Raw genomic sequence first — 13,983 nt, 5'->3', positions numbered from 1 at the left:
ACACCGCGCGGCATACGGGTCGTTCGTGACCGTGCTGCGGCCCGCCGTCCGTGGTGGCGACCACTGTCTCTTTCGTCGACAGAGCATGGGTCGGCGAACTTCGATCAGCTCGACAATCGAACTCCCTCGCCGGCGACCACACGGCCGCCGGGATCGGGCCGAGCACAGTCCTCGCGGAGGCCGGATCAGCGCGGTGGTCGGCTCATGTCCCGGTTCATCTGTGGGAGTTCGATGCTGATCGGCATCCGCAGCTCTGCCAGGTAGATCAGGGCTGCTTGCCGGAGGAATTCGTCGAAGAGCCAGTAGGCATCCGGCGCCAGCGGGACGACGGGGAGCAGTCCCTCGCGCACGGCGATGAAGGGACCCCAGCTCACCTCGAGCAGCGGAGACCAGACCGGTTCCCTGGGGATCGACAGCCCGTCGGCGATCTTGTCACCGAGTAGGAAGCGAGTGAACGCGCCGAGGACCGGCTTGCTGAGTACGGCGAGGTCGAGGTTGACACCGAGTCGCAGGAGCCTGTCGGCCAGTTGGATGCCTTCGGGGGTCGGCGCCAGTATCGGATCCAGAACCTGTGCGGCCTGGGAGTCGGCCTCGGCCCACGAGTTCGGGATGTACTCATCGCGGATGCCGAGCATATGCGCGCAGATCTGCCACGAGTGCAGGAAACCCTCCGACTCACCGGCAGGGATCGGCACTTTCCACGCGGTCAAATGCTTCATGACGGTGGTGGGCAGGCTGTGCCAGGTGACCATCATGTCGTTCTGGCTGATCGGAATCTCTTCCTCGGCGGAGTACATCCAGTGCGGGGACTGCGGCAGCAGGTGACGCACCGCCGCATGCACCAGCCGGGTCTTGACGCAGGTCACGACCATTTCGCCATCAGGGGCGTAGGCATTCGCGGTGCCGATGTCGTAGCCGAGTTTGGCGGTCTTGGAGATGCGGTCCTTCAGATCGTGACCGCCCTTGGAGTAGTAGACCGCACGCGCCTCTTTGGGAATGACCGTGCTCATCATGCCGCTGGCCAGCCCGTACAGCACGCCGAGATAGAGACCTCGCTTCTTGTTGAAGTCAACCGCGGTGGCCAGCTTGCCCTGATCGGCCCAGGGTGGCAGCTGACGGGCGTACTCCATGAAGTCACGCAACTCCGACGGCAGACCAGCAGGCAAGGGCTGACCGTTCCTGGTCCAGGTCCGCAACAAATCGTTGACCCTCGACACCTCTGCCCGGTCGAGCAGTCCGGCGACCAGTTCGTCGGCTTCTGGATCCCAGACGGTGAGCGGGTCGGCCCCTGCACCGGTGCCCGCCACTGAACCCTGCGGTGACCACGTCCACGGCTCGGCGCGCGCCGGGGTCACCTTGGTCAGTGCGCCCAACGCACCCAATACCCCGCCGGCCTTCAATGCGTTACGCCTGCTGAGTCCATCCATAGCTTCGCTACTCCTCATTGAGCCCGAGCATCGACGCGCATGCGATCCGTAGGCAGCGCCCGTTGCGCGGTTCCATCGATCAGAATACTCATTAACATAACAGGATTAAAGTCGGCCGGTCGGACTTTTCGCGATTTTGCTCGCACCCGCAACTCTCCGGACGAAGCCGACCCGGGGCGGCATGCGACAGACGGATAAACAGTACGGTAACAAGGATTTTCGCAATGGGTATGCCACAACCAGCCGAGGCCCGAAGACGAGCGGCGCTGGTCGCGTCAGTAGCCCGTTGCGGGAACCATCAGAACCTCGAATACGTAGTCACTTAATTGTGAAGACAGGTCTCTCGACGATGCACTTCAGCGATCAGGTCCGGTCCTGATGGGCGCGCAGCGCGCCTGAACATCTAGCCGCATCAAGGTGGCCGGTCCAAGAGCCCGCGCGGCATGATGGCGCTGCCAGCGGGCCATGAGCGTGGGATCCTCGGGGCCGGTTCGCCATTTGATGGTGCGGCGGAAGGCTTTTCGTCGTTCCCCGGCTTGCCGGGCTTTGCACGTCGTTCCTTGCGGGGGAAGACGACGGTGCGCATGCCGGGATCATGCAGGGCGTCGTCGACTCCTGTTCGCGTGGTACGCCCGCCGGCGGCGGTGTCATGATTCCGGCGTTGCCGGGAGGTTCGCCATGAGAGGAAGATCGATGGGGTGGATGCGGGGCGGTTGCTCCGCTTTAGCAGGGCTCTAATGATCGCTGACACCATGGGGTGATATTTATGCGAACGGATGGAGACAGCTGGGACATCGTGACGAGCGTGGGCCTGACCGCACTGGGGGTCGCCGCGTTTCGTGCACTCGAGACGCTGGATCGCGAGCCGATGATCCACGACGACTATGCGGCGTGGTTCGTCGAGACGGCGGGTGAACCGCACTTTCTGCGGATGCTGGACGACCCGGCGTCGGCCGGCACGGTCGGTCTGTTCAGGCAGTTCATGGGGGTTCGGACAAAGTTCTTCGACGAGTTCTTCGCTGCGGCGTGGCAGCGGGGTGTGCGGCAGGCAGTGATCCTGGCATCCGGTCTGGACGCACGAGCGTATCGGCTGGATTGGCCCGCGGGCACGGTCGTCTTCGAGATCGATCAGCCCCGCGTACTGGAGTTCAAGAACCAGGTGCTCGCCGATCACGGTGCCGTTGCCACGGCCGATCGGCGCGCGCTGGCAGTCGATCTGCGCGACGACTGGCCCGCCGCGCTCACTACCGCGGATTTCGATCCGGGGCGACCGGCAGCGTGGTCGGCCGAGGGGCTGTTGCCGTTCCTGCCGGGTTCGGCACACGACGCATTGTTCGAACGCATCGACGCCCTGTCCGCGCCCGGCAGCTGCGTGGCGACCGACGACTTCGGTCGCGGCCTGGACCAGCGCCACTTCGACATGGAGGAAAGGTTCTTCGGCAGCAACCCGTTCGGCAACCTGAACGTGCGCGACCTGTGGTACGACGACGTCCGCGCCGATCCCGGGGACTGGCTGACTCAGCACGGCTGGTCGGTCGACCGCGCCACCCCCTTCGATCTGGCTGCCGCCTACGGCCGCCCGATCACCGACTTGCCCGCCGACCTGCCCGCCGAGCTGCTCGACCGGATGCGGCAGGCGCGCTACATATCCGCTGAGAAGCACCGGTGAACCCACCGGACGAGCACCTCGAAAACGCCTCGAGACCGTCTCATGACGTTGATTTGACCCGTTTCCACAACTCGTGGAATTCCGGCGTCATATGACGTATACGTCGTGAACGCGTGCCGCTGCGGCCTCTCGCTCATCGGTCAGCATGCCGGGGTCGACTCTTCGCACCAATGTCCAGTGCCGTCCAACCGGGCAGCGCTGGAAACGCCAGGGCCCCAATCTAACCGCCTTCATCGATCCCAGCGGATGCCAGATTGTCGTGAACAAGTGCCCGGTCGAGCACCGCACAATGCGGTCGTATCTCGCACTCATCGGCGTCCCTCCATTTCTCATCGCGACGAGCTATCAGACGATGAGAGAATCGTCCGCTGCGAACTGAGAGATGGAAATCCCCCCTGGGGGTCAGTTGCTGCCCCCCGGGAGGACTCTGCCCGCTCCGGGCCGAAATACTCGCCGTACGCGAATCTGGCAGTTTTCGTACTGTCGGGCTGCGGCTGGGGCGGTTGGTACCTGGCCCGGCTTCCGATGGAGTTGCTCGCTGCGCCGGAGGTAGTTGGTAGCGACCCGGATGCTCGCGGCCGATGAGTTCTCGGCGCGGAGGGAAGCGGTGAGCCGAGACGTGGTAGCAATCGAGTCGATCGCTACCACGTTGGTTGTAGCGGATTGCTCGGCCACCGCTTGGCCCTCAGTTCGTCTGGATCGGCAGTGTCCGGCCGCGGTCAGCCGTGCTGTTTCAGAGCGGCTTCGGATCGTTCGGCGACATCGAGATCGATGTGCTGTATCTGGACGGTGACGCCGTCGGGGTCGGTGACCCGAATACTGCGACCGAAGTCCTCGTCGACGATCTGGTGGTCGTAGCCTGCCGCGGTGAGACGTCGGCTAATTGCGTCGAGGTCTTCGTCGGTGGAGAAGCCCAGTTCGACCGTGCCGGGCGGACGGCCCTTGGACACGGCGGCGTCATGGATGCCGACGGCGCCTGCTCCGGCGTCGAGTTGTGCCCAGACAGTGAGGTCGCCCTGGGGCATGTCGGCCAGGCCGAGGCCCGCATAGAACTTCCTGGAGGCTTCGACGTCGGTGACGTACCGGATGGGGAGCACGGTCAGCATGGGTCTGTCCCTTTCGACGGTGGAGCATTGCGATGTGGAAGGAAGGTTGTCAGCGCCTTCCATACAACCTCATTGACTAATAGTCAGTCAATAGGATTGATTCGGCCTTAAGATTGCCAACCGAAGCGCATCCGGACGAGCACAACTAGGGAGCCGACAGTGCCGAGAACCAAACCGGCCGAGGAGCGACGAGCAGACCTACTCGCCGCAGCACGCGAGGTTTTCGTGGCCAAAGGCGTCACCGCGGCCACGTTGGAGGACATCACGAAAGCGGCCGGTGTCTCCAAGGGACTCTTCTGGCAGTACTTCCATTCGAAGGAAGACCTGGTCTTCGTCCTCCGGCAGCAGTACGCGCAACAGTTCGCCGAAGTGGTCCGGGCCGCCACCCAGCCGGTGACGGACTGGGCGGTCAAGCTCGACACTTGCGTTCAAGCCTGCCTCGACCAGTACCAGAACGAACTCGACCTGCACGACGTCCTGTTCCGTCACACCACCTCCCAAACCCCGGACCAGCGACCGGCTCACGCAGCGCTGGTCGACGTGCTCGTCTCGATCCTGTCCGAGGGCGCCACCGCGGGGGCCTATCTGATCGACATCCCCGAGATGACAGCCAACCTGCTGTTCGGGGCCATGCAAGCGTTCGATCCGGCGTTCCGGGGCGGTGGCGAATTATCAGCCGCGGAGATACGTGCCACGCAGCAACTGTTCCGACGTGCTGTCGGCATCACCGAACCCCCTACGACCGACTGCGCGCCGGCGGCCAGCGCAGCACTGACTGCAGGAGGGGGCCCCCGAATGCACTGAGCCCGTGACGATCCGCGTGACACGGTCCGAACGCCTACGCGGCTCAGCCGAGCCCGTGGCCGACCGACATGGCCGACGGCTCTCTCACAGTCGGGTGTAATCCTGCTGATCCTGCTCGAACGCGCTCAGGATTTCCGGTGTCAGGGTCGGGCGGGTATCGGCGACCGCGGTCAGGTAGTCCTCGGTGGTCGCGGGTTCGTCTGTGTCGTCGCGCATTGCGCGTTCGAACGCGGACTGCGCGCCTGCACGGGCTGCATATTCGATGTCGGCGGGGGTGAATTGCGCTGTGGCGCACACCAAACGGTCGAGGTCGATGCTTTCGGCAGCGGGGCCGAGATATCGCCGCCAGATCGCGTTCCGTGCCGGTGCGTCCGGCGGGCCGACCGGAATCACATAGTCGAATCGACCGGGTCGCAGAAATGCCGAGTCCAATGAGCGGACCGAATTCGTCGCACAGATCAGCAGGCGGCTGTAGTTTTCCCGGAACGTCGGTATCAGCTTGAGCAGCTCGTTGGTGACTCCGTGTGCAGGGCTTGTCGCCGTACCCGAACGCGTGCCTGCGATCTCCTCCACCTCATCGATGAACAGCAGCAGCTCGTCGAGTTCGGCCAGCTCGGCGAATACCTCGCGCAGCGAGGCCGCGAGTCCACCCGTCGCCGCATCGGCCAACCGGGAGGGAAACAATTCGACGAACGGCCAACCGAGTCGGGACGCGACCGCTTTCGCGAAGCTGGTTTTGCCGGTCCCCGGTGGCCCGAACAGGATGACGCTCTTGGGCGGCAAAACCCGATAGCGTTCGGCCACATCGGGATTCGCCAAAGGCAACACGATCCGGCGTTCGATGATCTCCTTCTCTCGGCCCATCCCGGCCATCGACTGCCACAGTCCCGATGGAAGCAACCGCCCGCCCAGTTCGGCCAGCAGGGAGGACTGCGCGGGCGCCAATGGTTCCAGCAGCTCGTAGTAGACGAGGCCCGCCCGGCGCAAGTACCCGGAATTCTCGAACGCCGCCGATCCGGTGGCCCCCTCGGGGACGAGCGTGCAGATCCGCCGCACGCCGTTCGACCGCAGCCGCCGCTCCAGTTCGGCAAGCAGTGCACTGCCGATACCACGCCGCCGCCACCGCGCCGCCAGCGCCACCAGCAGGACCCAGGCCCGCTCGCCATGGATCTGGGCGACCGCCATCCCGACCATCTCTTCGCCGACCTCGGCCACCACCGCCGACTGCCCCGCGCGCGCGGTCGCCATCACCTCCGCCAGCGCGAACACCGGCTCGTCCGCAGCAGGCACACGGCTCTGCTCCCAGATCTGGATCCCCTGATCCAGATCATCGTCACGGAACTCGCGTAGTCGCCATACCGGCATACATACCTCGAACGGCCATTCGGCGGGCCTCGGACAACTCGGCCGTTCCTCTCAGTAAATACCCTCGGCAAGCCCCCCGCCACGACGAGAACAGACTCCGACGCGGTCTCTCGGCCGAGTCGCTGATTCGTGGGGCGCGGGTGATCGGGTCCGGACGGCTCGCGCAGCGCAGCTACCAGAGCACCGAGGCCGAACAGCGTTCGGCTGCTGTGGACCGTCTCGCGGGCTTGCGAGATGCCGCCGTACGTACCGAGGAACCCCGCCGAGGCCCGCACCGTCCAGCCGCTGATCGAGCGAGCATCCACAACTGCCGACGAGGGGACTTGGATCCTTCGAATTCTCTGTTGTCCGGCAACAGGGGACGCAGCTCAGGTAGAGGCGATTTGGTCTGCGATCTTGCATTGACGTCGACGGCAAGGTTTAGCGTTCGTCGCAGTCTCGCGAGGAGGTTACATGCTGATCGGGGAACTGGCCGATCGTGCGGGTACGAGTGCGCGCGCGTTGCGGTACTACGAGCAGCACGGGTTGGTGCAGGCACAGCGGTTGACCGTGACCGGCCCGCCGCCCAAGTGCGAATTCACCCGTTAATTCTCGCTCCCGTCGAGCCCGCACCACGACCATCGTTGCGTCCTAGCGGCGCCCCGCCCACCACGAAGGAATTCCAGCATGCAGTTTGCGATCAGTTACAGCACGGCATTCAACGGCACTGATCCCGACCGGCTCGTAGCGTTCGCCCAGCACGCCGAGTCGTGTGGGTTCGAGGCACTGTACGTCCAAGACCACATCGCGCTGTATCCCGGCGCCAACTACGGCGCCGGCGAGCTGCCCCCGACGTTGCCATATTTCGATCCGCTCGATTGCCTGAGCTTCGTTGCCGCGGCCACGCAGCGGATTCTGCTCGGCACCGGTGTGCTGTTGCTGCCATACCGGCATCCGGTGGTGCTGGCCAAGCGTCTGGCCACCATCGACGTGCTGTCCCAAGGGCGGATGCGGCTGCTCACCGTCGGACTCGGCGCCCTGCCCGGCGAAGCACAAGCCATGGGAGTGGATTTCCGCAGCCGTGGTCGGCGCGCGGACGAGGCGATCGATGTGCTGCGCCTGCTGTGGTCGGGCGGCCCGGAGGGCGTCAGCCACCGCGGCGAGTTCTTCGCCTTCGACAACCTGTGCAGCTATCCCAAACCCCACCAAGTGACCGAGCTGCCGATTCATGTCGGCGGTTCCAGCGCGGCCGCGGCGCAGCGTGCCGGACGACGTGGTAGCGGCTACTTCGCCGGCGGCATGCTGACCGAGCATGAGCGCGACCAGCAGATCGAGCTGGCCCGGAAGGCCGCCATCGACGCGGGCCGCGACCCTGACGCAGTCGAGTACACCCGCTGGGGATCGGCCGACATGCCCGCCGAAGGCATCTTGCAACTCGCCGACCACGGCGTGCACCGAGTCGTGGTCGGCTTCCCCCATGCCGACCCCGCACAGCAGCACGACCAGATGTCGGAATTCGCCGAACGTTTCGGTCTCACCCCGTGCGGCGCTGCCGACAACCATGGATGTCACTGATCGGGGCAGTGTCGCCGCCGGGGCTGTGCTCTCCTGGCAGCGCTAATCGCGCCAGACGGGCGGGCGCTTCGCCAGGAAGGCAGCCATCCCTTCGCGGGCGGCGGGAAGTTGAGCGGCGGCGGCCATGACTTCCAGGGCGAGGGCATAGGCATCTGCTTCAGGGCGGTCGAGTTGGCCGTAGATAGTGCGTTTGCCGAGTGCCTTGCTGGCCCGGCTGCCTCGGGTAGCGCGGCCGAGCAACTCGCCCACGGCGGTGTCCAGCTCGGCGTCTGGCACCGCTCGGTTGATCAGGCCCCACTGTTCGGCGGTGCGGGCATCGATCGGGTCGCCGGTGAGAGCCAGTTCCATCAGGCGTTTACGGCCGACGGCGCGGGCCACCGGCACCGCGGGGGTGTGGCAGAACCAGCCACCCTTGCCGCCGGGGAGCGCGAAACCGGCCGATTCGGCGGCGACGGCCAGGTCGCATGAGGCCACCAGCTGGCAGCCGGCAGCCGTGGCCAGACCGTGCACCCGGGCGATCACCACCTGCGGCACCGACTCGATGGTCGACATGAGCTCGGTGCACAGTGTGAGCAGTTCCCGCACGCCGTGCAGGTCGCGCGCGGCCACGTCGGCGAAATCGTGTCCCGCGGAGAACACCGGACCGTGCGCCCCGAGCACTATCCCGGTGGCGTCGGTCTCGCTGGCGGCCCGAAACGCGGCGAGCAGTTCGGCCAGATGCTCGCCCGACAGCGCATTGCGCCGCTCCGGCCGGTTCATGGTGATGCGCACCGTGTCGCCGTCCCGCGCGACCAGCACATGCCGATACTCCAAGGCGGTCATATCTCCACCGTAGATCTCTACGGACGGCGACACGACACCGCCGGAGTAATTCAGCACAGCCCACATGGCCGAGCCCGCTATCGGGGCACCGACCGAGTCCGTCTCGCCCTCGGTCCCGGCTGATCGTGTGGCCGTCCGGGTCTCGCAGATCACCCATGACCGTCTTCGACGAGAACCGGATCGATCGCGGAACGGTGTCGGTTGTGCGACGGATCGGTGGAGATACTGCTCGTTGGTGTCTCGGCCAGCGCGTAGCTGCCGCATGCTGGCGGACAGAGGTCGGCCCTGCACCCAGCGAAGGGAGATACCCGGTGGCATTGGGACGTCGTCGGCTACTGATCGGCTTCGCCAGTGCGGGTGGCCTCGCCCTGGCCGGATGCGGGCTGAGAGAGCCCGCACACCCCAAACCCGCCATGATCCGATTCGATCCCCCACCCGGCACCCACGACGTCGATGCGCGCAGCCCCGGCACGGTCACCGTCACCGACGGGACGCTGCAGTCGGTCGAATGGATCGACGAGACGGGCAGACCGCTGCCGGGCGCACCGGCACCCGATCATCGAACCTGGACCAGCGCCGAACCACTCGGCTACGGACACACCTACACCGCGAAAGCCGTGGCACACGGCGAAACCGGCGACGTCACCACCACGACAACCTGCACCACGGTACGGCCGCAACAGCTCATCGACGTCTCCCTGTGCTCCGCCAATCTCGTCGAGTTGGCCGAAAACGACACCTACGGAGTGGGTTTCGTGCTCGTAGCCCATTTCGACGAACCCGTCGATCAGGTGACCGCGGAACGTCATCTGAAGGTCACCACCCAGCCCGCCGTCACCGGCGCCTGGTACTGGCTCGACGATCAGAACGCACACTGGCGGCCGGAGCACTATCACGCACCGGGAACCAGGATCACGATCGCGGCCGAACTCTTCGGCCGCGCGCTCGGCGCGGGCCGCTACGGCGTGCGCGACCAACGGGTGTCGGTGATCATCGGCCCCGCGCACGTCGCGATCGCCGACGACGACACCAAACAGATCGAGGTCTTCGACAACGGGAACCTGGTCCGCACCATGCCCACATCGATGGGCAAGGGCGGCACCGCGGTCGTCGGTGGCAGAACCCTGTCGTTCTGGACCCGCCCCGGCATCTACACCGTGCTGGACCGAAACGACCCGGTGATCATGGACTCCGCCAGCTACGGCCTGCCCACCAACTCCGGGCTCGGCTACCGCACGAGCATCAACCACGCGGTCCGCATCAGCCACGACGGAATCTTCGTGCACGAACTGGCCGGAACTATGTGGGCCCAAGGCAATACCAACGTCTCCCACGGCTGCCTGAACATCTCCCCCAACGATGCCGCATGGTTCTACGACTTCGTCATCCCCGGCGACGTCGTCGAGGTCCGCAACACCGGCGGCGACCCCCTCGACATCTGGCAGAACGGTGATTGGAGCATGCCCTGGTCCGATTGGCTTCGCGGCGGCGCCCACACGTGACACGAACGGGCAGGTCACCGAATTCCCTATCGGCGACCCGTCTCGCATCCCATTCCGCTATCCCCCCGCGGGAACGTCTGCGTCGATTGGGTCGGACAACCGAGGGTACGTAGTTTGCCATAGGCGCATACAGCTGACTCGGCCAACAATACGCAAAAGGCCCCTCCGGCCTACAGTTCCAGGGGTCGACGCACATCCGGGCTACCGGCAGTAGGTGTGTCTTTCGATCTGTTCGCGGACAGGGGATTTCGGGCTATCGAGTGCGCCCCGTCTTACTCCGGACGGGCGGCCTGCTCCGCGTGCTGTGCGCGGCAGTCGAGGTAGTCGCCGGTCGATCTCGCCAGCCATCCGCTTCCCGCCCTTCGCCCTGGCGACACGGGTCGAGAAGCTGCGACCTGGGATATACCGGTGCGGATGTTCGGCCACTACGAGCACTTTCCCTCTGTATCCGCGCAAGCCGTGGTCGCCGTCGGTGATGCGGACACACTCATGGTCGACGGTCGGGCTCGCACGACATTCCGTACCGCCGGACCACCCCTAGTCCCCCATCGCCCCGGGGAGCAGGTCGTGCAGGTTTGAAGCCTCATCGACCCTGGATTGCGTGGGCTTCGAAGAAGTCCCACGCGAGGTCGGTCGCGTTCACCCCGGCCCACGCATCGGAGAGTTCGCCCTGCGCGGCACCCGGCCACGAGTGCCCCATCTCGGGAAGTCGGTAGATCTCGACCGTGCTGCCGTCGGCGCAGGTGGCCGTCGCGACGGTGATGCCATTGGCAAGGTCGTCCCGCGCAACCCCGGGAGCGCAGGCGAGGCGCTCCTGCCACTGTGTGATCCCGGTGTCGAATCGACCGAAGTAGCGGTCCTTGCCGCCGAGGAAGGTGATCACCGATACCGGTGTCGTCGGCTTGTAGGACGGCTGCGCCGCGGCGGAGCCGATGAAACCCCCGCTGACCGCGGCGATGGCGGCGAAGGTGCCGGGTAGTTCCACCGCGAGCTTGAAGGACATATCGCCGCCGTTCGAGATGCCTGCGGCATAGACGCGCTTCGGGTCGGCTTTCCAGGCGCTGATCATTCGGGCGAGGACAGTCTTGACGAAGCCGACATCGTCCTCCGAACCGCAGCAGAGGAAGGCGTTGAATCCGGAAGCATGCCCCTCTGGATAGACGACGAGGAAGTTTTCCTTGTCCGCCTTGGCATTCAAGCCGCTGGTGGTGGCGATCCGCGCCGCGTCACCGGGATAGAAGTGCAGGGCGACCACGAGCGGCAGGGCGGTGCTGCCGTCGTAGCTCGGCGGCGCGTGCACCACATAGGAGCGGGTCTTGCCGCCGAATTCCATGATGATCCGCTGGTCACCCGAGCCCGGCTTGTCGTCCTGTGTCGGGGCGGCGGGAGGGCTCGGCGAGGTCGGTGGCGCGGCGGGGCTCTGACAGGCCGTGGCCGACAGGGCACAACAGGCCACAGCGACGGCGACACTGCGGAGCCAGAACACCGACTCACTATGGCACGAAATCGATGCGCATTTGTGAAGACTGGGAATGTTCGAGAATGGTTGATTAACAACAGATATCGCAGACATGGACCGCGATCGGGCCGGCTGCATCGAGCTGGGTGCCCGGGCTCGACGGCAACCGCAGGCGTGAGCGATCGGCGCCTGACCACCCCACCGACCGTGCGGCCCAGCCCAGCAAGTTTCGAACTGCCACTTGCGAAATCCATCGCCTGACCTGCAGTGCACCAGGTATCTGGCACGTTCGTAAAGTCAACTGGCACAGGACAATTCGGTTCATTCTGTTCTCAGGGGCTATCGGCAGTTCGAGACCACGTCACGCGCGGCAGCGTTAGTTGTTCCGGGTCAGGACGTTGGTTACGCGGAAGATGACTGCTTCGCTGAGCACCTTCAGGCGGTGAGAGTGCTGCGACTGACGTGGATCCCGGGCCGCTATCGACGGCGGCAGATGTACAACGAGGCCTGCGGCGGTAGGTGGATACCGAAGGGCAGAGTCTCAGGACTCTACCGTGTAGAGGGCGGCGATTGCGGCGGCGCGGTTGCGAAGAGATGTGCGTAACCATTGCGGGGCCAGGACTTCCGCGCTGGTTGCGAGCTGCCAGAGCGCCCATTCTGCGTGTCTGGAGTCTTGAAAGGCCACCTCCACCCGCAGCCAGCCGTCTGGGTCCGTCTCTTCGGAATGGATGGCCAGCACGGTGCCCACCAGGTCCTCGCGCCGCGCCGGGTCAATTCGTGCCAGCACGCTGACCTGGTCGTCCCCGTTGCGGAACTGGAAGCTGCGTTCCTGCCAGACCTGGTCCAGATCGACCCGGTCGGGTCGCTGCGCGGGCACTTCGAGTTCTTCGGCGGCCAAGATCCGGGAGAGTCGATAGGTGCGATCGGCGCCACCATCGGTGGCCAGGAGGTAACCCGTATCGCGCACGGTGACCAGGCCGATCGGGTCGACCATGCGCCATTTCGGTGCTCGGTCCACCGCGGCATAGCGGATGCGCAACTTGTGTCCGGCCAGCACGGCGCGCCGGACCTCAATTATTGACTTGTCGGGCATCTCCTCGATCACCAGGCGGCGCGAGAGCAGGTCGGCCTCGGGTTCGATGAGCAACCGCTCGGTCACGGCGGCCGCGGTGTCCCGGTAGCTTTCGGGCAGCGCGTCTATCACCTTGAGCATCGCCGAAGCGAGCCCTGACCCGAGGCCGAATGCCTGCGCACCGCGCCGCGATCCGGCGACCAGCAGTGCGAGTGCTTCATCGTCGGTCAGGCCAGTGAGCTCGGTCCGGAATCCGGGCAGCAGAGCGAACCCTCCGTGTTTGCCGCGCTCAGCGTAGACCGGGACACCAGCCCCGGACAGCGCCTCGATGTCGCGCAGGACCGTGCGAGTGGATACCTCCAGCTCCCGGGCAATCACACTGGCCGACAGACGTCCACGCTGCCGCAACAGCAGCACCAGGGAGACCAGCCGGTCGGCGCGCATTCGCGAAAATCTACCGGCAATCACGACAGAAGGTGTCGTGATTTGTTGAGAGTCAGCGAACACGTCGATCGGTCACTGACGAAGGAGAGTTCGAGTGGGGACTCAGGTCAACCCTTGCATCACATTCAACGGCAACGCGCGGCAGGCGCTGGAGTTCTACCGGGAGGTCTTCGGTGGCGAGCTGGAGGTGGACGCCCTACCTGGCCATCCCGTCTTCGTCGCTCAACATGCCACCGCGACGTGCTGCCGCACCTGCTGGCGCGTTGGCATGGCATCCCCGCCGGGCAAGCGCTCGAGGACGCCGAGCGCAGCTATGTCTGTCCCCTGCTCCCGTCAGCAGTGATCTTCGATGAAGAGCATGCGACGGTCTGTGTCGGTGCGGAATTCGTGAGCGAGGTAACGTCCTGTCGCCCAGTCTCCGCCGGGCCCCTTGTAGCCGATTTTGATCTTGTCCCATAGCGTCGAGCGCTCGCTGTCGGGGACGAGTCGGGGACGAGTGCCGCCGCACTCGCCCAGCACGATGGTTGCGGCGCTGTCCTTGATCAGCCGATGGGCGACGCGGAGATCGATCCGTTTCTTCCGGAGCAACCAGGTGGTGCCAGAGTCGTCTGATAGCTGCACGGGCTGATCGAGCCGGTCGAGATTCGTCGGAAATATCTGCATGATGTGAGTATCGGTATCACGGCTGGTGAGGTCATCTGCTTTGTTAGCACGCCGAGTTGCCGGTAAGGCCGATTGACCTAGAGTCGCAGACTGTCT

Annotated in this window: 13 protein-coding genes; 6 read left to right on the top strand and 7 right to left on the bottom strand. The window is 65.3% G+C overall.

Annotated features, from left to right (window positions below):
- Window positions 1-185: 185 nt before the first annotated feature.
- On the bottom strand, window positions 186-1,427 hold the full coding sequence (locus ACQP1G_RS22380) for an oxygenase MpaB family protein (RefSeq protein WP_433207641.1): 1,242 nt from the start codon (window positions 1,425-1,427) through the stop codon (window positions 186-188).
- A gap of 766 nt (window positions 1,428-2,193) precedes the next feature.
- Between ACQP1G_RS22380 and ACQP1G_RS22375 the strand changes: the two genes are divergently transcribed.
- A complete protein-coding gene (locus tag ACQP1G_RS22375) occupies window positions 2,194-3,096 on the top strand; it encodes a class I SAM-dependent methyltransferase (protein ID WP_433207638.1) in 903 nt (300 codons plus the stop codon).
- A gap of 719 nt (window positions 3,097-3,815) precedes the next feature.
- Here the strand turns inward: ACQP1G_RS22375 and ACQP1G_RS22370 are convergent.
- The gene (locus ACQP1G_RS22370) at window positions 3,816-4,202 is read right to left on the bottom strand and encodes a VOC family protein (RefSeq protein WP_433207635.1); all 387 of its coding nucleotides are present in this window, start codon (window positions 4,200-4,202) and stop codon (window positions 3,816-3,818) included.
- Between the two features lie 159 nt (window positions 4,203-4,361).
- On the opposite strand from ACQP1G_RS22370, the gene ACQP1G_RS22365 reads away from it, so the two are divergent.
- Entirely contained in the window at window positions 4,362-5,006 is a 645-nt protein-coding gene (locus tag ACQP1G_RS22365; RefSeq protein ID WP_433207632.1) for a TetR/AcrR family transcriptional regulator, read from the top strand.
- A gap of 84 nt (window positions 5,007-5,090) precedes the next feature.
- Here the strand turns inward: ACQP1G_RS22365 and ACQP1G_RS22360 are convergent, their stop codons facing one another.
- Complete coding sequence (locus ACQP1G_RS22360; RefSeq protein WP_433207629.1) at window positions 5,091-6,371, bottom strand: ATP-binding protein; 1,281 nt, start codon at window positions 6,369-6,371, stop codon at window positions 5,091-5,093.
- Between the two features lie 453 nt (window positions 6,372-6,824).
- Here ACQP1G_RS22360 and ACQP1G_RS22355 point away from each other — a divergent pair, with 453 nt between their 5' ends.
- Together ACQP1G_RS22355 and ACQP1G_RS22350 are read left to right on the top strand one after the other, a co-directional pair.
- Window positions 6,825-6,959 (top strand): MerR family DNA-binding transcriptional regulator, encoded by a 135-nt coding sequence (locus tag ACQP1G_RS22355; protein WP_433207627.1) that lies wholly within the window; start codon window positions 6,825-6,827, stop codon window positions 6,957-6,959.
- Between the two features lie 78 nt (window positions 6,960-7,037).
- Window positions 7,038-7,925: a TIGR03619 family F420-dependent LLM class oxidoreductase gene (locus ACQP1G_RS22350; RefSeq protein ID WP_433207624.1), complete on the top strand. Its 888-nt coding sequence runs from the start codon at window positions 7,038-7,040 to the stop codon at window positions 7,923-7,925.
- Between the two features lie 42 nt (window positions 7,926-7,967).
- Here ACQP1G_RS22350 and ACQP1G_RS22345 read toward each other — a convergent pair whose 3' ends face one another.
- Entirely contained in the window at window positions 7,968-8,747 is a 780-nt protein-coding gene (locus ACQP1G_RS22345; protein WP_433207621.1) for an enoyl-CoA hydratase-related protein, read from the bottom strand.
- Between the two features lie 311 nt (window positions 8,748-9,058).
- On the opposite strand from ACQP1G_RS22345, the gene ACQP1G_RS22340 reads away from it, so the two are divergent.
- A complete protein-coding gene (locus ACQP1G_RS22340) occupies window positions 9,059-10,249 on the top strand; it encodes an Ig-like domain-containing protein (RefSeq protein WP_433207618.1) in 1,191 nt (396 codons plus the stop codon).
- Between the two features lie 583 nt (window positions 10,250-10,832).
- On the opposite strand, the gene ACQP1G_RS22335 is transcribed toward ACQP1G_RS22340, so the two are convergent.
- A complete protein-coding gene (locus ACQP1G_RS22335; RefSeq protein WP_433207615.1) occupies window positions 10,833-11,735 on the bottom strand; it encodes an alpha/beta hydrolase family esterase in 903 nt (300 codons plus the stop codon).
- 514 nt (window positions 11,736-12,249) lie between these two features.
- Entirely contained in the window at window positions 12,250-13,224 is a 975-nt protein-coding gene (locus ACQP1G_RS22330; protein ID WP_433207612.1) for a helix-turn-helix transcriptional regulator, read from the bottom strand.
- Window positions 13,225-13,318: 94 nt separating this feature from the next.
- On the opposite strand from ACQP1G_RS22330, the gene ACQP1G_RS22325 reads away from it, so the two are divergent.
- Window positions 13,319-13,567, top strand: a complete 249-nt coding sequence (locus ACQP1G_RS22325; protein ID WP_433207609.1) for a DUF4186 family protein — start codon at window positions 13,319-13,321, stop codon at window positions 13,565-13,567.
- Here the strand turns inward: ACQP1G_RS22325 and ACQP1G_RS22320 are convergent.
- Complete coding sequence (locus ACQP1G_RS22320) at window positions 13,558-13,887, bottom strand: hypothetical protein (protein ID WP_433207606.1); 330 nt, start codon at window positions 13,885-13,887, stop codon at window positions 13,558-13,560. The two genes, ACQP1G_RS22325 and ACQP1G_RS22320, sit on opposite strands and share 10 nt — an antisense overlap.
- Between the last annotated feature and the right edge of the window lie 96 nt (window positions 13,888-13,983).

Origin of the sequence: Nocardia sp. CA-107356 (assembly GCF_050946365.1) — a bacterium.
GTDB lineage: Bacteria > Actinomycetota > Actinomycetes > Mycobacteriales > Mycobacteriaceae > Nocardia.
This window is presented reverse-complemented; position numbering and strand designations above follow the sequence as displayed.